General features: G+C 49.1%; 11 protein-coding genes and 1 tRNA gene. 4 read left to right on the top strand and 8 right to left on the bottom strand.

Annotated features, from left to right (window positions below):
• Window positions 1-33 precede the first annotated feature (33 nt).
• The 3 genes from IE065_RS05490 to IE065_RS05480 form a co-directional block, all read right to left on the bottom strand.
• Window positions 34-768, bottom strand: coding sequence for a hypothetical protein (locus tag IE065_RS05490; RefSeq protein ID WP_189512679.1), 735 nt, complete (start codon window positions 766-768; stop codon window positions 34-36).
• Window positions 744-4481 (bottom strand): hypothetical protein, encoded by a 3738-nt coding sequence (locus IE065_RS05485; protein WP_189512677.1) that lies wholly within the window; start codon window positions 4479-4481, stop codon window positions 744-746. The genes IE065_RS05490 and IE065_RS05485 overlap by 25 nt, the downstream gene beginning before the upstream one ends.
• 159 nt (window positions 4482-4640) lie before the next feature.
• A complete protein-coding gene (locus IE065_RS05480) occupies window positions 4641-6089 on the bottom strand; it encodes a GH1 family beta-glucosidase (RefSeq protein WP_189512675.1) in 1449 nt (482 codons plus the stop codon).
• Between the two features lie 503 nt (window positions 6090-6592).
• Here IE065_RS05480 and IE065_RS05475 point away from each other — a divergent pair.
• Window positions 6593-8560: a glycoside hydrolase family 16 protein gene (locus tag IE065_RS05475; RefSeq protein ID WP_189512673.1), complete on the top strand. Its 1968-nt coding sequence runs from the start codon at window positions 6593-6595 to the stop codon at window positions 8558-8560.
• A gap of 275 nt (window positions 8561-8835) precedes the next feature.
• Here the strand turns inward: IE065_RS05475 and IE065_RS05470 are convergent, their stop codons facing one another.
• Both IE065_RS05470 and IE065_RS05465 read right to left on the bottom strand, forming a co-directional pair.
• Window positions 8836-9903, bottom strand: a complete 1068-nt coding sequence (locus IE065_RS05470; protein WP_189512671.1) for a glycoside hydrolase family 5 protein — start codon at window positions 9901-9903, stop codon at window positions 8836-8838.
• A 2-nt stretch (window positions 9904-9905) separates the two neighbouring features.
• A complete protein-coding gene (locus tag IE065_RS05465) occupies window positions 9906-11771 on the bottom strand; it encodes a family 16 glycosylhydrolase (RefSeq protein ID WP_189512669.1) in 1866 nt (621 codons plus the stop codon).
• Between the two features lie 562 nt (window positions 11772-12333).
• Between IE065_RS05465 and IE065_RS05460 the strand changes: the two genes are divergently transcribed.
• Window positions 12334-14154 carry a GH1 family beta-glucosidase gene (locus IE065_RS05460; protein ID WP_189512668.1) on the top strand — a complete coding sequence of 607 codons (1821 nt, stop codon included), beginning with the start codon at window positions 12334-12336 and terminating at the stop codon, window positions 14152-14154.
• Between the two features lie 669 nt (window positions 14155-14823).
• Here the strand turns inward: IE065_RS05460 and IE065_RS05455 are convergent.
• Entirely contained in the window at window positions 14824-15216 is a 393-nt protein-coding gene (locus IE065_RS05455; RefSeq protein ID WP_189512667.1) for a hypothetical protein, read from the bottom strand.
• Window positions 15217-15310: 94 nt separating this feature from the next.
• Between IE065_RS05455 and IE065_RS05450 the strand changes: the two genes are divergently transcribed.
• Window positions 15311-15385 (top strand) — tRNA-Met (locus tag IE065_RS05450).
• 408 nt (window positions 15386-15793) lie between these two features.
• Here the strand turns inward: IE065_RS05450 and IE065_RS05445 are convergent.
• A complete protein-coding gene (locus IE065_RS05445; protein WP_189512666.1) occupies window positions 15794-18679 on the bottom strand; it encodes a DUF4962 domain-containing protein in 2886 nt (961 codons plus the stop codon).
• 30 nt (window positions 18680-18709) lie between these two features.
• The gene (locus tag IE065_RS05440; RefSeq protein WP_189512847.1) at window positions 18710-19375 is read right to left on the bottom strand and encodes a type II secretion system protein; all 666 of its coding nucleotides are present in this window, start codon (window positions 19373-19375) and stop codon (window positions 18710-18712) included.
• A 62-nt stretch (window positions 19376-19437) separates the two neighbouring features.
• Between IE065_RS05440 and IE065_RS05435 the strand changes: the two genes are divergently transcribed.
• Window positions 19438-20469 (top strand): LacI family DNA-binding transcriptional regulator, encoded by a 1032-nt coding sequence (locus IE065_RS05435; protein ID WP_189512665.1) that lies wholly within the window; start codon window positions 19438-19440, stop codon window positions 20467-20469.
• Window positions 20470-20497 lie beyond the last annotated feature (28 nt).

Genomic DNA, 20497 nt, shown 5'->3' with positions numbered 1-20497 from the left:
AGCAGCAAGACCTTTTAGAACAGGCCCTAGTTACTATTTAACGTGCTGTTCTCCAAATTCATCCGTTACGATGCGCTCACGCATTCTTCTCGCGACAACTCCCTTGGGATCGGGGTCACGTTCTGATGGTGGAATATCAACGATAAAGACGGTCGTCCTTGAATCAGAGCCTACCGAATGCGAGGAACTGGTAACGACCAACCAGCTCCCTTCTTCATCAGCGGCCACCTTCAGCCAAGCCTTACGCGCATCGGGATAAGGAACAGTCTCTGACTCGCCACGATTTAGAAGCATATCTTTTTCCGCCAGTCGTACCGCCATGCGGCGCTTTGAGAAATTAAAAACTCGATAGTTGTTGGCTGGATGTACCTTCAACGAGTGATCAATCACGAGCGTACTGAATGGAAACCCCTCAGGTGATGGATTACTAATCAACAGCACGAGATAAGGGCCCTCTCCACTTGGCAAAGTTGCATCTGCAACGGTGGCTTTGATCGGTGGCTTTCTTGGGTCAGGGTTCGGGTCTTCTCGATAAAACACCACTCTTCGGTTACTCGGCGACGGATACAGTCGAGAAAAAGCCCCCAGTCCCGCGTGAATCACTTCCTTCTTACCATCAACATCATAAAAGAGCGTCGCCAAGTCAGACATGGCAATGACCCTGAATTCGGCAATCGGCGCCTCTTCTCTACGCGATTGTCCGTTCAAAATACCCGAAAAAGAGAGTAATATGCTGAGAAAAATTAAACTTCGTCTGCGGAGAGCCATCGGAATGAAAGTATCTTAAATTTTCGGCCAAACTGCTTGTTTAACGCATCGAGTTTGGACGGATTGTCCTCCGGAGCATTCACTGTATCGTTGATGTATTCGGGATAGCGCTGGACCACCGCCTCACACCATGCTTGCGAACGAACTTCGGCGGGATTAAACGGATCAACTACTTCGCCATAGGCCCGAATGACAAAGGTGTCTGAACGAGCAGAAAGGGTCGAACCAATAGTCGCAAGGATATCCGCCTGACTAATGTATTTGGGAGCAAACGAAGAGCGGTTGCTATATGGTCGTGCCGGCACATCAGCTCCCTCCAGTCGTGCCTGATTGTAATAGGCGTATTGAGTGCCTTGATTGTGGTTGTAATTCGTCGAGTCCCCTCTGGTTGCCATCTCGTCAGCCTGCCAGAATAAGCCCGTACCATCGTTGGAGGGAAATGCATCATTTCCATCGTCGTCACTATGCGTAGCCGTCCGATCAATGGCAGCTTGAATGGTGCCCCTAAAATCTTCATGCTCATGGGCGGTATTGCCAACAGTCGCATCGTTCGTGTTTGGATTATCAACGAGTCGGCGATTGATGAAGTCAGAGAGAGAAACGAATGGTCCCCGGTTGCGAATCTCCACCACAATATTCCGAGCCAATTGAGCGATTTCCTCTTCCGTCAATGTGCGGTAACCATCCCATGCTTTATGCATGGCGTCACTTGTGTCACTCCCGAGATCATCGTCCGAGTTTGGCCGAGAAAAGCGAGAGAAAGCGGAATTCAAGGGATTCCCGCCTAACGCATCTTCTGGATCATACTTCAGTTGATTCGTAGCGCCAAGAACGGCGCGCCAAGCCTGCTCTGAAGTTGAGTTGATATTGAACCCGCCATTCAGCATTAATCCAGCAGCAGACTTATCAGGATCCTGAAGATCAACGCTATCATTGTATTCTACATAGCGTGTATTCGGGAGTGTGTCAGGAACATCACCCGTTGCGGGTACTGTCGAAAAATAATATTGATCCCAAAGCGTGCGGTTCAAGAGGAAGGATATATCATAGTAGCCTCGTTGATCATTACGTAATTGATTAATCCCACCCTGATTAGTCGCATCAATGCGAGCTAGTTGATAGCCAATTGGAGTAGACGATTTCTCATTCAAACGAAAATCTGCCAAGCTATTGCCAATTGGGTATGACGGATAAGCCCCAACCAAAGAAAGATTTGCGTGCTGGAGCTGGCCAATCGAAAATATTGGCTGATCCTCGTAAGGGAACTCATACAAAATCGCATCAACCGGCTCATTGGCTATCCAATCGTGGCCATTTCCAGCCGAAGTCCGGTGTTCTTCTGAGCCACTGCCATTGCTGAATTTTTGCCATGGCGTTTTAACGTTACCGGTCGTTGCAGTGTATAACACATTGAAGTTCCCATCCCTACGAGTTCTGCCGGAGCGAACCGCCCGCATATTGCCTTGGGCAAGCCAACGTGTGGTGAACATGAACTGATCAGTATCGAGCTGGGCATTCTGCCCTTGCCCAGAAAAGAGGGCCTGAGTCAGGAAAACGTAGGCATCATCCAAGGGCGGTTTGTATTGTAGCTGCCCTGGCTCTTGCTGATGCGATGCTTCGTCTAGAACTTTTACCTTGTTATTATCCCATCCAATTTGTTGATGGGTGTTATACCAACGACGAGGCCCCCAAGAAGGGTTATGCACAATGTGCCCGTCAGGAGACGGCCATCCAACGTAAATGGGTTGCTCGACCGGCTCACCAATATAGATGTACATCGCGCCACCTCCATTATTACTGAAGCTAGACCCTCGGTTAGATTCATGAGTAACATTTCCATCCGCATCATAGGATCTCTCGTAGTTATTCACTAACCTGTAATCCGCAAATACCTCTTCCGATAGAGCTTTTATGGGTGTTTTAGAACCAGTAGGAGTGAATGGAACAGACACATACCCATCCAAGGGGTCTTTGTTATAAAGAACATTCTTCTGATCATAAAGGGCGGTAGAATCATCAGGCAGAGAAAAAATCAAGCTCTGTCCCGGGGGAATTCCATCCTCTGGGCATTTTAATCGAAAACGGATAAACTCCGTCTTAGTCCGATCACCATCAGTATCCCTTTGAAAATCAAATGAAGTGATATTTGTCCATTCCGGCACCGCCGAATCCCTCGCTACAAAAGCCTCAAGATCGAGTTTCACATTGTAAGTCGGATAAATTCCGACTTCGTAATATCCCTCTGAATCGGGTGGAGGTTTTAGCGTAAAGTTATACGGATTCCAGATGACTACGAGGGGGTAAAGATTCAAGTGTATCTCCGGTTCAATCCCTTCCACCTCAATGGGATTGTTGTAAGCAGCTCGGAACCCCATCGAAAAATATGTTATAACCGGAGCAATGCCCACATGGTCTGGAAATGTTTCCCCTCCATTATCCGCTTTATCATGAGCCGGAAGAATTGGTTCCATCTTAAACGCATCGGTGCCTGTCGTCGGAACCCTCGTTTGCGCAAATGAACGCAAATGTCTCCATGTTGGAATCGCAAAACCTGGCGTAAAACCCAAGGTATCTCCAGTATGTGGAACCCAAAGTCGATTCACATCTGCAGTGGGATCATCTACAGCAGGAATGAAGGACTCGTCGAGAATGATGGATAGATCTCGTTTCAAACCACCAGCGTAAGTATCGACAATTACGGACTGCGAACGGGTCGTCAGATCGTGAAAACGATACTTCAGCTTCGTCGAAAAGTCAACGGGCTCAAGGGATACTAATGGCAGTTCTTCAAGTTGTTCAATGCGTTCCAAACGGGCATCCTCGGGATTGTAGGCTACATCAATCCGATCACCAACCAGAGAATCGTCATCTTCGCCGCCATCCGACATCAATTCAACTGCGGTACGGGAAGCGCTAACGAACGCGTTCAGCTTTTTATTGCTTTCAGTAACCAAGGGTAAGTTGGCGCGAGCTTTGACACCTTCGTCGCCGATCCACCACGCATAGCCACCCACTTTCGCACCCGTATTGTTTTCAAGATCAACTAAAGGGACCGCCACAAAATCACTGGAATCAGCAGTTACACCGTCCCCAACCAATATACGCGCCGCCCGAGGACTTCCATTAACATCTTGAATGACTAGATCTGTCGCAGTAATTGCCGTGCTATCGTTCAGATTGCTTACGACTGTGACCGGGTTGAAGGGAATACTGGATGCATCAGGCGCATTGATAATTTCACCGGAGGTGCCGATATCTGTGGTTGGATTAAACGGAACCATTTCATTACCGCTAACCAACCAACTTAGCAACCGGGCCGACGATCCTTGGGAGTCGACTTTATTGGCGTCAGTGAGGTCGGTTGCGATTTGCTCCGGCGTTGTCGTGTAACTGGCTGCAATCGAATTACCATACACTCCAGTCCAATACGGATTGGCGGATGTGTCACCATGCTGCAAATCCGCGCGTGCGGTTATGCGTTGATCTGGCCCCGCGTATTTCTGCAACTCACCAAGCGCAATATTGAGAGCGGTAAGCGCATTCTGGCGAGCCTGATTGCGCTGCATCATGTTTGCCGACGACTGAATTTCCAGCTTGGTCAGAATCGCTAAAGACAAAATGAGCAGCACCAGAAATGACATCAGACTGAGGCTGAGAACCAGAGCGAACCCCTGGCGCTTACGGCACTCGCTCTTCTGTCTTGGGGTATTCATTAGCAACTGAGTGTTTTTATTGATGAGCTAATCGGGGTAGATGGATCGACGACTAATTATGTTTCCGATCCTGTTGTTATATTTCATCTTTTAATCGGAGGCATTCTTGCAATTGGTCGCGTGGTTTTCATCTCATCATCGGCAAATAATCCGTGGGGTTTAGGAATATAGTGCGGCGGTTTTTTCTTCATAATCTGCGGAGGTAGAATCAGCAGTTGAAAAATGGCCAAGGCTAGCTCCATTCGACCGAATGACTCCTCGGTACCAGTAGGCAGAATCTTTCAGTGTGCGCTTCTGGGTTTCATAATCAACGTGGATCAGTCCAAACCGATGTTTGTATCCTTCCGCCCATTCAAAATTATCCATAATCGACCAATGAAAGTAACCACGAACGTCCACACCTTCATCGATGGCTTTTTCCAAGCAAAGAAGGTAGCGTCGAAGGAAATCTATCCGCTGGGCATCCGGCACCTGCCCATCGAGAGTCACCCAGTCATTACAGGACAGACCATTTTCCGTCACCACAACAGGAAGCTTATAATGTTCAGCGAGGAACTTCGTTCCCCAATATAATGCTTCGGGCGTTCTATTCCAGAGGAAATGTGTATGCGGCGATCCAGCCGGTAAGGTTACCACCTCGGGCTTACCATTACTGCCTGCCTTCGTTGGAACTCCGGAGTAAATATTGCAACCGTAGAAATCGATTGGTTGTTTGATGATGTCAAAATCGCCCGATTTAACTTTGGGCGCTGAAGCGCCATAGGCGCGCAATCCTTCCTCAGGATAGAAGCCATGAACAACAGGATCGCCCCACCAACGGTTATTCCAGACGTTGTCTCCATACACAGCATGCATACCCGCCATTGCTGCTGCACAATCTTCCTTCGAATCAGTATGCGGATAATGTACGGCACCTACAGGAGCCCAACCGATGCTAGCCGGTTGCTTGGTGTTTGTCCGAATGGCTTGAACAGCAAGGCCATGGGCGAGCAATGCATTATGGCCTGCCTGTAGCACCTTCTGAAGACTGAGCTTCATTCCCGGCGCATGCTCGCCAACCAGATGCCCTAGCCCAATAAAGCATTGAGGCTCATTCAGGGTGATCCAATTGGAAACACGATCAGACAAACACTCGACCACAACTTTGGTGTAATCAGCAAACCACTTAGGGCTATCAGGATTCAACCAACCTCCTTTGAGGTCTAATTCATGTGGATAATCCCAATGAAAAAGAGTCACCCAAGGCTCGATATTTGATTCGAGTAGGCGATCGACTAAGCGGTCATAAAATTCAATACCCCGTGGATTTACCTTCCCCACGCCCTCAGGCATGACACGAGGCCAGGACACCGATAAGCGATAGGCCTGAAGACCAATCAGCTCCATTAACTCAATATCTTCTGCATAACGATTGTAATGATCACACGCAACATTACCACTGTGACCTTCCCAAACCGCTCCCTTTTTTTTGGTGAAGGCATCCCAGACGGATTGCCCCTTTCCGTCGGAATCCCAAGCGCCTTCTATTTGGTATGCTGCTGCTGCAGCGCCCCATGTGAAGTGCGAAGGAAATTTAGTTATGCTTTGATTATCGTGTTTTATTGGCATCGGATTGTTAAAGGCATGCTTGCTTGCTAATATTTCCCGAACAGGGGGGGGCATTAAGGACTGTGGATAGTAATATAACACATATCAAGCAGACGCGTTAGTCGCCCACCGACTGGAGTCCAGTCTTTTCCTGATCCAAGGTGGCCGATCCAGAAACAATACCCAGAACCGATATAAGCCAACCACGAGCATGACTTTACCAACCATGCTAAACTTCTCTGCGCTACAGGCTGAGAAAAGAAAATCACTGCATCCAATTGTTCATTTCAAAGTTAGGCGGTGGCCGGTCTGCAATTGACTCTATGCGTTACAATTAGGCTGCTGACCTTTAGTATTTACCCATTCTCGGGGCAAATGCAACTCATTGCCCAAATAAGGCTTTCATCTAGACATTAGTAGGGAAAATTGGCTAAACTAAGCCTTGTTCTTGATCAGAAAATGACAGGCCTTTAGTCGGACCCCGCCAGTGTTATTATTTTCTAACGTGATAGAATAGACTTCAAATGTTAATCTCAAATCGTTACTTACCCGGAAATTTCACTTTTTCCACATTCACGTTGGGGACATTGCTTTCCTTGGCGTCAATTATCCCTCTGCAAGCGAATGAATCCACCGAACGCGTTTTGGACATTGGCTCCATGAAGCCGAGCAGCAGCCAGGTTACTTTTGAACGAAATCCTCATTCTTCTGCTTCCGAAATCGATGTGATTATAGCAATGGGACCAGAAGGATATCCCGGACTTGGGATCACGTCGACTGACGGGTCGCCTTGGGATTTATCGGATTTCGGCCATATCGAAGCCGAAATAGAAAATACCGGGGAAACTAAACTGCCCCTTTCTTTGCGAGTAGATAATTCTGGCAACTGGCAGGATAATCCTTGGAACACAGAGTCAACGACAGTGAAACCCGGCGAGACAAAAACCCTTAAGGTCATCTTCGGCCACAGTTATGGTCTCAAGCCTGGTTACAAGCTGGATCCTTCTAAAGTGTCGCAGTTGCTATTTTTTACCGGAAAGACATCTAAGGCGGAAAAGCAGTTTCGCATCGTTTCGATCAAGGCTGCTGGCCCGGCGGGAGAAACACCGCCGGTTAACCCTGCTTCGGTCCGCACGGCACCGCCAAAAGGTGTGATTCTTGGGGCTGAGGTTAAATTACTGCCCGCCCAAATTGTTGCAACGGATGGAGCTGAGGCCACACTGGTAAACGATGGCTCTGCACTGGACGTCAATTTCACCAAGGGTAAGGGCCGAAAGATTTCTATCAATCCGATTATCGGTAAATGGGATCTGAGACAGTCAGTCGCTGTCGCCATACGCATCAAAAACACTGGCACGAGTCCAGTTTCTCCACGGGCGCGCGCACTCAGTCAACCGGGCGGCACCGATGTTTTTTCTTCCGGACCAATTCCGCCAGGTGGAGAGGGCAACATTGTTGTGTCATTTATCCCTGAAGTTCCTTGGACAGGCATCAAAGGTTCGGTGAAGACGAGCTGGCAGTCAGAGAAGGGTACGGGCACACGATTTGTCAGCAATGCGGTAGGATCGATCGCCATACTAGCTGACCCTTCTGGCGAAGCCCAGAGCATGCGGATTGAATCAATTATCGCCGGCGCACCAACAAAGGCCCTGCCCGAATGGATTGGCAAGCGTCCGCCCGTAGAAGGCGATTGGACTGTGACATTCAATGAAGAATTTGATGGCAATGAAATCGACCTCACCCGATGGAACGTCTACACTCCAAATTACTGGGACAAGCGTAGTCATTTCAGTAAAGATAACGTGATCGTTGGCGATGGAGTTTGCCGACTCCGCTTTGAGAAAAAGAAGGGGCCGCACGCCGATAGTCCTGAAGGCAAGGTGACCGATTACGCCACTGGTTTTATCGATACCTATGGCAAGTGGGTGCAGCGTTACGGATATTTCGAAGCCCGTATGAAGCTACCGGAGGCACCTGGACTTTGGCCTGCCTTTTGGCTCATGCCTGATCGCGGCCTTGATGCTGGCCCTCAGTGGAAACGCCAAGATAGTGGAAATAAAGGAATGGAGTTTGATATCATGGAGTTTCTATCGGGATGGGGCGTCTATCGCTACAATATTGCAATGCACTGGAACGGATATGGCAAGGACCACCAGCAAACTGGGTCGACCACGATTTACTTCGAGCCAGATGCCGAGGGATACATCACAGCTGGCTTGCTTTGGACACCGGGTGAAGCGGTATTTTATGCAAATGGGGAGGTCGTGGCCCGTTGGGAGTCACCTCGTATTTCTAGTGTCGAATCGGACATGATGTTCACCCACGTTTCCGGTGGTTGGGATAATAATGGCATAGACGATGCGCAACTTCCATGCGATTTTGTTATCGACTATGTGCGTGTTTGGCAGCGCGCAGACTTGGCCTCTGAGGTCGATGGCGTACAGTCTACTCAGCCCACTCTCGCAGGGCGAACCGAACCGGACCAATCTTAATAAAGTAGAAAGATTCCGTCGGATGCTCATTGCCCAGCATCCGGCGGTTCCCGTTTCTGGGCGAAAGGATGGGGCCATCCCTACGGTGCCCCTTGTCGCGACAATATTCGCGTAACAAGCACACTCCGAGAGAAGCCTCACGGTGCCGAAATCCAGTCCTAGTAATCGATGAGCAACAAAGTAAAAGAGAAAAAGGCTTCAACTGGAACTGGGTCGCTGTGGGCATTCTGATTAAAAACCTCAAGAACTATCGAAGCCAGCGAATTTTGAATCGTTTATTGTTCCAATAAAAGCCCCATGCACCTTAGCAACTCCAGGTCCGGGGTCCTGTTCCCATAATCCGTTTTCACAATTGAAAAATCGCCAGCGTAATCCCACATAGTCCACGCAATGTCCGCCGATTCGAATGCAGAGATCACATCCTTCGTCCACCGTAAACGAGATGCCCGCGGAGCGTATTTTTTGTATACGCCAAATTCGTTGCACATGACTGGAACATTGTTTTCCAAGCGGAAACGCTCTGCCGGAGCAATATAGCGACGGTAGGCAGCGTGATCCCAGTCCAGCTCAATATATTCGTCCAGTTGCCTACGCGCTTCATCATTTTCGACCGAACCAAGCAGGACTTTCGCGTTGGAGCCCCTAGAGGGGTAAGCTAAGCCTTTCGTTTCACACATCCAAGGGCTACCCCACTTGGCACCTTGATGCGTGAACGATGAAGGCTCGTACATGTGGAAATTAGCAATCACATTGTCGTCCTCAGGCATTTCGATCAACAGTAGCTGCGGGAGTTGCGACCATTCATCGCCCGATACAATAATAGTATGCTCCGGCGCAGCCTCTCGTATCGCCGCAACGCACTGGTTTTGAATCCAAGACCAACGCGAAGGATTACATATGCAAGGTTCATTGAGCACTTCAAGGAATAGGCGCTCCGGATCGAAATCACTCATGCGAGTTGCTAGCACTCTCCAGAACTCAGTAAATGCAGCTACTGAGGCGTCATCCAAGGCTAAACGTTCTTTAAAAGGCGTCTCGGGGTGAATGTCTAGTATTACGCAAAGCTCATGCTCGAGGAGTAATTCGACTGCCTTCTTCAAGCGGGCCATTTTTACTTCGCTAATTTGCCCGGTACTCCCATTCGCCAACATTGGTTCGCACGCAACGGGGAAACGAACATGGTCGAATCCTAACGTGCGAACCAATTCAATATCTGGCTCTTGGATGTAACTGTCGAAATGTTCAGCGCAATAACCGTCATCGGTGTAAACTTGCGAAAACCAATGGCTAAGATTGATGCCGCGGCGTAGACGTGTTGCTCGGCCGTGCGGCACTTCATTCATTCTCATTTTCGGGACTCTGCTAACGATTGGTGCTCCTTCAGTTGCCAAGCCCGCACGTAGTCGATTTCAAAATATTGCGGCAAGGCTGCGTCATCCACGTTCTTAGTCGCCCAACTGCCCATCTGTATGGTGAATTTGATGTAGGCGGGCACATCAGCAATACGCTCATTTTCCCATTCTCCTTTTTTCTCCCCATCGAGATACCATGTCAATTTGCCTGGTTCCCAAAGGAGTCCAGCCGTGTGAAAACCGTCTTCGGTTGGTCCATAATAAGTATGAGAGCTACCCCATTGCTTATGATCAGATCCATATCCATCCCAGTGAGTGGCGATGTTATAGCGTCCTCCGCCCCATTCAGTGAGATGTTCGAAGATATCAATTTCCATGCCCTTACCATTCTTCGCACCAGTGTCACGGCGCTGCCAGATATCTAATCCGCTGTCCTTGCCACGATCCGGCATCAGCCAGAATGCTGGCCAGAGTCCCCGTGCGGTTGGCGGCTTCAAGCGAGCTTCAAAATAGCCGTAACGCTGTGTCCATTTGTCCAACGTTGTGACCGCGCCTGTTGCGTATACGCGACTATCGAGTTTCGGATCATTGTATTGGTGCCCGGGGTTAACCTCGCAGAGGATTTTCATGAACCCGTCTTGTACGGTGACATTTTCCTCTAGATATCGCTGAGTCTCACCCTTAGCCGGGCCGTCCCAACAAAGCCGAGGTGTCCAGAGTGAAAGATTCAATTTCTTTTCATCGAAATTCTCATTGAGGGTCATCACCCAGTCACCTTCCACTGGGGGGCGTTTGCCGATCCAAGATGGCAGTTTGGCCGGGACATTTCGGTCCTCGGGCGTGGAAAGAGCTTCCTTAGCTTCGCGCTGTTCGGCCGTTCCATAGCCACGGAGATCCATGATCTGAATTGACCCCGCCTTGCTTGGATTATCGGCAAACACCTGAATACCGCTGATATTGACTGGATTAAGCGGGTAGGATGGTGCGCCGTTTTCTTGGCCAAAGACGGTTTGGATTGTTTTGGTCTCTCCGGGTCCAATGTGATGCATGTCGGTATTCCAAGGCGATTCTTTCCAATTGCCTGGGTTGTCCGTCCTTACACCAATTCTCACTTTGTGATCACCATTGTTTTTTAGGACAATTTGCAAACCGGCAAAGTGCTCAAGGTTCCAACCGCCATCAGGAATGGGGAATTGTACATTCGGATATCCACGGCCCTTTCCGAAATCCATTTCCAACGCATAGCTGGAATCGTCCTCTACAATCTTGATACTGGAATTACTCGTCCGATAATCGGACAAGCTTCCCTTCTTGCTCAAGTCGATCAGTTCTCCTGAAATTGAAGGCGAATTAAAGCTCGGCTTCAATTGCTTTGCTTTAACCGGCTGATCAGGCTGCGCAGCGGCTTTCTCATAGGTGACCGGCTCACCAATCGCTCTTAATGATTGCACGGAGATGCTACCCGCCTGCCTAGGCCTATCCACCAAAATTTTGATATTGTTCACTTGCGACGGATTCAAGGCGTAACCTTTGTTACCGTATGATTGTCCAAAAGTAACTCGAATGGTCTTGGCCTGCCCAGATTCGACCCATGCGACTTCAGTGTTCCAAGGGTTGTTTTTCCAGTTGCCGGGGTTATCCAGCCTAAGACCAATTCCATATTTTTCGGGGCCATTGTTGACAAATGTCATTTCGACTCCGCCATACTCAGACAGGTTCCAAGCGCCACCAGCAGGCCTAAGGTTTACCCCTGGATAGCTGCTACTTTTATCGAAAGAAACCTTGAGCGCTCCATCCTCGATTGACACACTGGCACCGTTCTCCGTTTCCGATGAATTGATTGCTTCAGCGCTCGACATGTCAAACAGAACAGCTGTCTGCGTTGGTTCACTTGCATGCAAGTTAATCAGCGCAAAAAGTGTCAGTATAACATAGCGGTGTGTGTTTGTTTTCAAAGATGGGACGTACATCGATTTAAGTGGGTTGTTATGAGTTGGATGCAATTTATCGGCATTAACGAAATGAGACAAACCTGTGGAGACTTGAACACACTATATACTATAAATGGCCTCATCCGTTAGTCGGTTTCCGACCAAATCACAGACGATAACCGACCAATGCAATATAGCCACAGCGGCAATCGCCCATCGCCGCCTTTCTTTCCCAGCCTCCTTACCCCATCGAGCATCACGGGCGATTGCAGCAAGTCCACAAATGAGAATTCGAGGGTCTATCTCTGACATGAAAATTGGGAGTGCGTCAAATTCAAGCAGGCATTGACACTCGCAATCCTCACCCGCTCGAATTGGAATAGACCTCAGCCGTTGGCATTGACAATGCCAACTACGTAGGAGAAAAATCGCCTTTAGTGAAAATAGGCTAACACCGCTTTCAAACAATCACTGATCTCCCTGTATATTTATGAACACTCCTAATAAGGCATTTCCAGAAAACTTCGCCTGGGGAGTTTCAACGTCATCCTATCAAATCGAAGGCAGTTGGGATGCGGACGGCAAAGGCCCTTCCATATGGGATAAATTTACAGATCAATCTGGAAAAGCTTGGCGAAACCAACATGGTCGCATCGCCTGCGACCATTACAATCGTTATCGTGACGATGTCGCGCTGATGAGCCAAATGGGAATCAATGCCTATCGCTTTTCAGTTTCATGGCCGAGAATTATCCCAGAGGGTGAAGGCACGGTAAATCAAGCCGGCTTGGACTTTTACGACTCATTGGTTGATACCCTACTGGAGCACCAAATTGAACCTTGGGTCACCTTATTCCATTGGGATTTCCCTTATGCCTTGTTCCTGAGAGGAGGCTGGTTGAACCCGAATATACCAACTTGGTTCGCCAAGTATACATCAGCAGTAGTCGATCGCTTATCTGACCGCGTGCAGCACTGGATCACTATCAATGAACCGCAGTGCTTCCTCGAACTGGGGCATCACACTGGCGAGCACGCGCCAGGACTAAGACTAGATTTACGTGAGATTTTGTTAGCAGGGCATAATGTTCTCCTTTCCCATGGCAGAGCAGTGTCAGTAATCCGTGAAAAATCAAAGCGTAAGCCCAATATCGGCTGGGCACCCGCCGGACCGGTTTTTTGCCCAGCGACTAATAAGTTGGACGACATCAAAGCTGCCGAAAAAGCCGCCAAATCGATTTTTCCTGACACCATCTGGAACAATAGCTGGTGGGTGGATCCGGTCGTATTTGGCAGCTACCCCGAGGATGGTCTCAGAATTTACGGCAAGGCAGCGCCTAAGGTTCCAGACTCCGATTTTGATATTATCAAACAGCCAATTGATTTCTTTGGCTGCAATATATTTCAAGGCGTGCCAGTAACGATGAGTTCCGAAGGCACCCCAGTTGCTGCCGAACAGGCCCCCGGACAGCCACTATCACTTTATGAGTGGCACCAAGCGCCAGAATCACTTTACTGGGGACCTAGAATCATCCACGAACATTACAAGCTGCCAATTGTTATTACTGAAAATGGGCTATCCAGCGGCGACCAAGTCAATCGAGATGGCTCGGTTCACGATAACAATCGCATCGATTTTCTGATCGGATATCTCATCTCACTGAAAAAAGCGCTGGATGACGGAGTGGACATTCGCGGTTATTTCCATTGGTCATTCATGGATAATTTTGAGTGGCAAGAAGGCTACAAGCATCGGTTCGGGCTTGTCTACGTCGACTATCAAAATCAAAATCGAAAGCTTAAGGACTCCGCATTCTGGTACAAAGAGCTTATAGCGAGTAATGGCTCCAGCCTCAATAAATACCAAAACAATACCGAGGCACCCATGCCTTACGTAATTAAGGAGACCCTACGCTACATCGAAGAAAATGTCGGCGAGAACTTTAACATTAAAACAATAGCCGCCCATCTCAACTGCCACCCTGACTTTCTCAGCCGAACTTTTAAACAACATACTGAGGGCAACTTGAGCGAATATATTCGCCGGATTCGAATTGATCTGGCTATGGAGATACTGCGCCGCCCTGGTTCTTATATTAGCGATGCAACTGGGCAATCTGGGTTTTCGGATCCCGTGCATTTTGCCAAAGTCTTCCGCAAACTGGTCGGAATGACCCCAGGCCAATACAAAAAGCAATACCAAGCCCTCCCTGAAAATCAAATTGAGCTCCAATCGATCTCGCCGCTACATCCGCGTTCCAGAACGACACAAGCCAGCCTCGAAGATTCAAATTTACGATCCGTTCGATGAGTAAAGGCTTAGAGTTGTGACCTGCTCCCCATAAGCTGAGCTAGCATAGTGCTCGTATATTCTCGTCTGAGACCGATAAAAAGCAATTGAGCGCATTGCCCGTGCCTATGGTGTAATGTATGCTGTGAAACCTTGGGGTTTGTATCCATTCGACTTATGCCAAGCGAGCGATTAACGCCTTCAATGCGAGCCCTTGTCATTCCAAACTCGCTTGTCAGAATGGAGTTGAAGGACAACCGCATCAAGACCATCTATATCAAATCCCTGCTGCCCTTGGTAGAACGGCTTCGTCGAAAGCTTCAACCTTAAGCGAATCACGCGTCATCTTCGATGATTACCGCCACCTGCATAATCACGAAGGACCACACCGATCTCTGGGATTGCTCACGCCTTGCCCAATTTGCCAAACAATCATCAACAGGCCCTGGCTACGGTCGTCCTACGGACTCCCTCCGCCAGAACCTCAAAAAACCAACCAAACCAGTAAAAAACAACCCGACCAGAATCTTCTCATAATCGGTGGGCCAAAAACGGGGACTCAGCCACCGTTGAATCGGCACATGTGCCCTTGGAAGCCCCTTGGCTACATTCCGCGCGACAAGCCCAAGCCCAACCTCTACACCGTAGGAAAGACACAAAGATAGCGCATCGATGGTCTTATTAATGGAACTAGCCGAGAGCGGTTTTGCCTTCGATTTGGAACCCGGACCAATATTTCTCAACCCGCTTCAAGGCAACCAATCGGGATGACTTGGTTCGCGGCTTCAGTTCGGTCGAACTATCAACGCTCGTAATATATGCCCGGGACAACTCACTCCAAGTCGTTTCAGAGTTCGCCACCGCGTTCAGGTTCGCCCTACCCGCCTCATGGTCACTGAGATAATCGCGTATTCTCTGCTTAGCCACGCTGATGCGACCCGTCCTGAGACTCCTAAAGGTAGATTTCGACTTTCCTCCTTGACTGTAGTAGAGCCGAACGTAGTATCGCCCGCTTTCCTCGTTCTTATACAGATTTTCGACGGTTTTGACCAACTGCCATTTGACCTTGTTGCGCGTGCTCATGTTTTTGAAAATTTATGAACACCGTATAAATCAGGCGTATAAAGTCAAAATTTCAGCAAAAATGCATGTGTAAGTCGTTGAAATTCAAGGGAAAGCCAGAGTAGCTCAGTGGTAGAGCAGAGGACTCATAAGCCTTTGGTCGGCAGTTCAAATCTGCCCTCTGGCACCATTCATAATCAACAGGTTATGAATTTCGACCAAGGTCAGAAAAGTCCCATTGGACACCTGCGGGACACTTTTCAAATTTCTGGACACCCAGTGTTCCCATTAAGGTAACATTAGGAAAGATCAGGCTATCAGGCTGCGAGATTCAGCCAAGCCTTCAACCTCGTCCAGATACCAGCGCACCGAGCGGGAGGACATATAAATTTTCGTCAGCCCCTGGCTGAGTCCCACTTTTTGTCCCACTGATTATGAGAAGATTCTGGTCGGGTTGTTTTTTACTGGTTTGGTTGGTTTTTTGAGGTTCTGGCGTAGAGATGCCGTAGACCATCTAGCTCCAGTCACATTCCGGCATCATCAACTCCACCGAATTATATCCAAGTAATGGCCCAGAGATAGGCGGTGCCGTTTACTATCAAAACCCAGAAAGGGTCAGCTTGTCGATGTTGATCGGGCTGGATGGGTCCGTAAGTTCGATAACGTGACTACCCATCGAGAGAGGGATCGAAATGGGTTTTCCATCAGGGCTACAGAGCGTGACTTCTTGCCAATCGTCACTTACATTGGACCAACCACCCGTCGATTCCAGGTTCACTTTCAAAGCTGCCTTGCTGGGGGCGGCACCGTCGACCAGTAGCGCGACCGTGGCATTGCTGTCGCCAATGCAATAACGCAACTTAAGGTGGTAGGCACCTGCCCGCTTTACGTTGATCTTCCATTGTAGGGACTCAGCCCCGCGCTTATTACCAAAGCCTTTCAGGGCAAGACCTTTCGAGGCACCTTTCTTAGGGCTGACGGCAGCGCTGCTATTACTGAATAGGTAATCCTGTTCGGCTTCCCAGGTTAGGTTTATCTCGCTTGGGGCTGGTGGGAGACGGTATCTTTTGGCAACGGGCAGTGATGGCAGCTCATGCATTGGGTAAGCAGCCTTTGCCTGTTCTATGGTTTTCGATGCACTCTGAGCATCGCGGGCCAGCAGATAGCTTCCGGACGCAAACTCCAACGCGCCTTTTCCTGTGATCATTTCCAACTGCTCATCGAAGATTTTCAGACCCTCAGCAATTTGCAAATAGCCGGTAAACTGATCGTCGAAATGTAATACCCACGCATCATCAAAATTTTTCAAAGAAAAGCTAGTGGCCTTTGATGAGGTCAACTTGAGAGGCGCACTGTCTAGGTTGGTTGCCCGCACAGCGAACACCCGGGTGACAATGCTATCTTCGATGCGAATATAACCGATCTGAGCGTCAAGGTCTGGCAGTTGAACATTCGTTTCTTCTTCCCAATTGATTGAAGCAACGGTCGGATGAACAATAATTTGGTCAGCCCATCTCTCAGACTTAACCGATACCCGGCAGCCGCCATCCGACGATTGTGTGCTGGTTGCCCGAAGATCTTCAACGGGCGCGTTACGAAAACGTGGTTGCATCAGAACAGCGATATCCACCTTCTGGCCCTTGACGGATGCGCTATAAGTCTCCTGCTGTGGGTTGGGTTTATCGAAGCGAAGACTCGTGGCCTCACGTGGGAGAAAGGATGCGCTTGATGGGCTGATCAGATTCATGTCTAGCTCTCCGGAGCGGTCCGCTATCGTGATATGGCCATCCTTCACGTTGGCCATACTAGGAACCTGAGCCAACCATTCAACATCCACAGGTTCATTCGCTGAGACCTGATCCAGAGTCAGGATGTATTCATTGCGAACATGCAGTACATTACGGCGGACTTGTATTACTTCGCCGTAGGCATCCGACAGGTCGATGGATGTCCATTGCTGGCCGGGAGTGCTCACATATGTGTCAATGGTAGCGCGGGTGTTTGAATCAAACAACTGGTTTTTTCCATTGATCAACAGAGTACAGTGAGACTCGGTGGAGTTGGAGAAAAATTCCCATCGCGGACCGTGAGATTGCCAGAAATCTCGTTGACCAGAACCTTTGCCATACCCCGGTGCTAGTAGCAACCAAGTGTCACCAAAAACAAAGGCCAACGCGCCAGCATCCAAGTGACTGTGATTACGGTTCGTGTAACCAGATTTGATTGCCAGAAGATAGTCTCCGTTACCCCAGCCACTGCGGGTATTGACCGTGTCCCAACTCGTTGCGTGATAATCTAGGGATGCAGGTGCTACGGACGGGACCTTGGGATTATACCACATCAGAAGTAAGGCCTCGACATCGTTACCGCCCTGCGGCTCATAAGGAAGGTGTTCCATGACGTATTGCGCCCCTGAGTCATTGTATTGGGAAGCAAGTCTGGCTAACATATGCTGGGCACCGTAGTAGTCTCTCAATGGAGCGTCTCCCCACGGAAGTGTTCCGGCGAATCCTGGCGTCGAACAGCCTATGCGATAAGACGCCGCGTTCTGTAAAAAGGGCATATCGTAGTATCGATCCGCCCCGGTAACATGCTTAGTGGCTTCGATAAATTGCAGAATAAAGGAAAGCGAATAGGTCCAATAAGGAACTCCTTCGTCTGAGCTGCCATCAACTGCGCTATATTTAGCAACCAGCTCAAAATTGGCGCAAGCACCCGCCAGCCACTCACGCGCCTCAGGAATGTCTCCATAAAATGCCACTCCCGCCATGCCCAATGCGGTCACGTTGACATGGTTGTGATTTTCAGTATAACTGCGGGACCAGAAATTGCCCCCAGTAAGTGCAGCGAATAAATTATTCAATCGCTCACGAATTGTGCTTCTGATTCTTTCTTGTTCTTCATCGTTGAATAGCTCGCGATGCCAGTCCCACGCCAATGCGATTGCGCGGCCCATGTGGCCACACGCAAGATCCATGTTGTGCTTGCGTCGTCCCCATTGAGGATATTGGCAACCAGCCATGACAGTGTCATGTAGTTGCTTGGCATAAGCTGGGTCGTCCGTAATTTTTAAGGCTAAGCAAAGTAGGAAAATATCGTCGCCAACCCGACGTTGCCAAAGCTCCTGCTCGGTCTTGAACAGTTCCTGCCCTGTATTCTCGCTGACTTCTTCTGGCGTGATGTAAGCTTTTGTTGGCGCTTGGGCAAGGCGATCGGCGATGGCTAGTACATCCTTTCGGTATTGGGGCCGCAGTTCCTGATCGCCATTGAGCATAGCGATTACTTTCGGCCAGTCTGCTTCCCGGTAAAAGAGCCGTGAGCCTTCGGCGGGTATACGCTCACGCCAGCCATCCTCGTATTTATCGAGGTAGTCATCAATCACTTGGACATTGATGAAGGGGCGATCATCATGACGCGCCCCCTCTAACGGTAAGGACAAGCTAAACGCTGCGACCATAAGTAGGCCAAGGCTATGGATTTTCATCTGAGAGTAACCAGTCGTTGTCCGAACTTGTTAGAGTGCATTCAAGGCTTCGACGTGACCGTCAAAGAAAAGGGTATTGCGGACGCTACCATGCACAGGTCCTTCTGGCGTAAAGGGGTCGTTTTGGTAACTGGGCGTGCCTATTTTATCCAAATCCTGCATCATCCAATCTTTGGATGGATCGGCGATGGAAGCCAGCATTTTGGGTGGATCGGCTGCTTCCTCACCACCTCTACTTGGGTAGCCAAACGGAGCCTCTACCTTCCCATTAAGCATTCTTAATTTGCTGATGCGTATTTCATAACAACGAACGTCTATATGGCTAATCTCTTGCACGAAAGCTGGGCAGATCATTATTTTCGCCCTAGATGTATCTTCCACTGTCGTATCAAGCGTTATGTAGTCATCCAAGTAGTGGACCAACTGTTGAGGATTATTTTTACTGTAGGGATAGCGAGGATCTTGTCCGCCACGTAATGGCCCGGGAAGTTGGCCCTTGTGGTCTTGAGTGTACATCTGCACGAGCATCCCAATCTGCCGCAGATTATTGGTGCACTCGATTGAATGTGCCTTGGACCTAATGCTACCAACCACTGGAATCAATATCGCCGCAAGGATTCCGATAATCGCTACGGCACTCAATAGCTCAACCAAAGTAAATGCGTGCCGGGGTAAGCAACGGAGGGTATTCTTCATGAAAGCGACTGTGTATGAAGTTGACTGAAGTCTCAACTTTACATTTACTTACACAGACTAGTATGGAGAGCAGACGCCCAACTCAAAAGGATGTAGCCGCAAAAGCGGGCGTACATCGTGCAACGGTTTCTCTAGCCTTTAAGCAGCACCCCAGCATTCCCGTTGCGACGCGTGAGCGTATTTTTCGGGCAGCTGAAGAGGTAGGCTATCAGCCTGATCCCATGCTGTCTGCGCTGGCCAGCTACCGAGGGCGTATGCAGAAACGGAGCTATCAGGGTACGCTGGCATGGTTAGTTGTTAGCTCCGAACAATACTACTGGAAAGCGATCGAAACGTTTCGGCTTTATTACGAGGGAGCCAAAAGCCGCGCAATTTCTCATGGCTATCAATTGGAGGTGTTTGAGCTGGATAAAAATGTGATTAGCCCGAAACGGATTGCATCAATCTTTCGTGCTCGGAACATTAATGGCGTCCTATTGTGCCCACAGCCTGAGGGGAGCAGTGTGATTGACTTCCCTTGGGACCATTTTTGTTTTGTGACCTTTGGCTACTCCCTCATCAAACCAGCGTTGCACACGGTGACCTCGACGCAGTTTCGTGCAATGGCCCAAACGATGAGACAGATGCATCAGCTCGGCTACCGGAAAATCGCATTTGCCTTTCATCGTTCTCATGATGAGCGGGCGGATCATAATTTCCTAGCAGGCTATCTCGCAGCTCAATATCAAATCGGCGAAAAGCCCATCGTGTTTGATTATGAATGGGAGAACATGCATAGCTTTCACCAATGGGTCTGGAAAAATCGTCCTGAAGCAGTTGTCATCGGGGACAATTTGGTGCTAAGGCACCTTGATGAAAACAAGCTTAGTATCCCAGAAAACATAGGGTTGGCCTGTCCATTGCTTTACACGAATAAATCTAACTTAGCGGGCGTTTTTGAAGACTCGTTCCACATTGGTGAGGTGGCAATTGATCAGTTGACTACCATGGTCATGCGAGGGCAGCGTGGAATCCCTAAACGGGTCCAGAGGCTTCATATCGAGGGAGTATGGAGCGAAGGGAAGACCCTGCCACCGTTGATAAAGAAGCCGTAACAATAAGCTTTTACGGATGCCATAAGCC

Source organism: Cerasicoccus arenae (assembly GCF_014651635.1).
Classification (GTDB): Bacteria; Verrucomicrobiota; Verrucomicrobiia; order Opitutales; family Cerasicoccaceae; genus Cerasicoccus; species Cerasicoccus arenae.
This window is presented reverse-complemented; position numbering and strand designations above follow the sequence as displayed.

Excerpts from the sequence above, each read along its gene's own strand:
- IE065_RS05455 (WP_189512667.1), bottom strand. The coding sequence starts at position 15,216 with ATGAGCACGCGCAACAAGGTCAAATGGCAGTTGGTCAAAACCGTCGAA.
- IE065_RS05480 (WP_189512675.1), bottom strand. The coding sequence starts at position 6,089 with ATGCCAATAAAACACGATAATCAAAGCATAACTAAATTTCCTTCGCAC.
- IE065_RS05445 (WP_189512666.1), bottom strand. The coding sequence starts at position 18,679 with ATGAAAATCCATAGCCTTGGCCTACTTATGGTCGCAGCGTTTAGCTTG.
- IE065_RS05435 (WP_189512665.1), top strand. The coding sequence starts at position 19,438 with ATGGAGAGCAGACGCCCAACTCAAAAGGATGTAGCCGCAAAAGCGGGC.
- IE065_RS05475 (WP_189512673.1), top strand. The coding sequence starts at position 6,593 with ATGTTAATCTCAAATCGTTACTTACCCGGAAATTTCACTTTTTCCACA.
- IE065_RS05490 (WP_189512679.1), bottom strand. The coding sequence starts at position 768 with ATGGCTCTCCGCAGACGAAGTTTAATTTTTCTCAGCATATTACTCTCT.
- IE065_RS05485 (WP_189512677.1), bottom strand. The coding sequence starts at position 4,481 with ATGAATACCCCAAGACAGAAGAGCGAGTGCCGTAAGCGCCAGGGGTTC.
- IE065_RS05465 (WP_189512669.1), bottom strand. The coding sequence starts at position 11,771 with ATGTCGAGCGCTGAAGCAATCAATTCATCGGAAACGGAGAACGGTGCC.
- IE065_RS05440 (WP_189512847.1), bottom strand. The coding sequence starts at position 19,375 with ATGAAGAATACCCTCCGTTGCTTACCCCGGCACGCATTTACTTTGGTT.
- IE065_RS05460 (WP_189512668.1), top strand. The coding sequence starts at position 12,334 with ATGAACACTCCTAATAAGGCATTTCCAGAAAACTTCGCCTGGGGAGTT.
- IE065_RS05470 (WP_189512671.1), bottom strand. The coding sequence starts at position 9,903 with ATGAATGAAGTGCCGCACGGCCGAGCAACACGTCTACGCCGCGGCATC.